Below are 938 nucleotides of genomic sequence, written 5' to 3' on the forward strand. Positions count from 1 at the left end.
ACCGCGTCTCGGCGAAGACCGGAGCCGGCTTCAGCAGTACACCGTCAGCTGTCTCCTCGACAAGGAGCCGTGTTCCCGCGCTCCAATCACGCCGATGGCGGATCGCGCTGGGCAGGATGACCTGCCCCTTCGTGGAAACGGTGATGGTAACCTTTTGTGCGTTGGCCATTGGTCGAGCCTCAAAGACGTAAGACAACCGTAAGATATGGCTGAACGACGCGCAGTTCAATCCCACTGTGTCCTGACATGTCGCCTCAGTCATTTCATTTGGGCGACCATGCCGTCGATCCTCCATTCTCAACCAGGAGCAAGCCATGCCCAAGTTTACGATCGAAACGACCTATCGCCTGCCGATCTTCCGACAGCGCTGCTATGAAGCTGAAAACCTCGAAGCCGCATGTCGTCTCGCGATCGAGGACGAGGACTGGTCGGATCAGAAAGAGGATTATGAAACATCCGGTGAGACCTATGTCACCGGCGTCTGGGCCGGGGACGTTCCGCCTTACAGCGTCCCAGCGATCGCAGTCCCCGCACACTTCGATGAGACGGTTCAGCGCAAGGCGGACATGTTCGGGTCGCTGCTTGGGCTTCTGGGGGAGCCGGCACGACCAATGGGTCTTTCCCTGCATGACTTCCAGCGTTGGCAGCCTCGCGCACAGGCCGCTGTCTTTAAAGCGCGGGCTATCATCGAAGAACGGCGCGATCTCGACGATCGCGACAATCCACCAAGTTGACAGCACGGATCCTGCGCTGCCGTCGGGGCGATGACGCGACAACAGGTTGGATTTGGAGAGTGACGCTTGCCTAACAACAGGCCCATCCGATAAAGCCCGATGCGAGCGACGCAACGCCTGATTCTGGAGCCTGAGTGTTGGATCGTCTCCAGTAGCCCAACGCCGTGGCTAATTGTTGAAGTCGCTATCATCAAGGGCAGGATG

The 938-nt window shown here is 58.5% G+C and carries 2 protein-coding genes; one reads left to right on the forward strand and one right to left on the reverse strand.

The window, feature by feature from the left end; all coding sequences use genetic code 11:
* A partial coding sequence (locus tag G6N73_RS35885; protein ID WP_165034575.1) for an AbrB/MazE/SpoVT family DNA-binding domain-containing protein occupies positions 1-169 on the reverse strand: 169 nt, incomplete at its 3' end.
* A gap of 145 nt (positions 170-314) precedes the next feature.
* On the opposite strand from G6N73_RS35885, the gene G6N73_RS35890 reads away from it, so the two are divergent.
* Entirely contained in the window at positions 315-734 is a 420-nt protein-coding gene (locus tag G6N73_RS35890; RefSeq protein ID WP_165034576.1) for a hypothetical protein, read from the forward strand.
* The last annotated feature ends 204 nt before the right edge of the window (positions 735-938 follow it).

Origin of the sequence: Allomesorhizobium camelthorni, from assembly GCF_011045125.1 — a bacterium.
In the GTDB taxonomy this organism is placed as follows: domain Bacteria; phylum Pseudomonadota; class Alphaproteobacteria; order Rhizobiales; family Rhizobiaceae; genus Allomesorhizobium; species Allomesorhizobium camelthorni.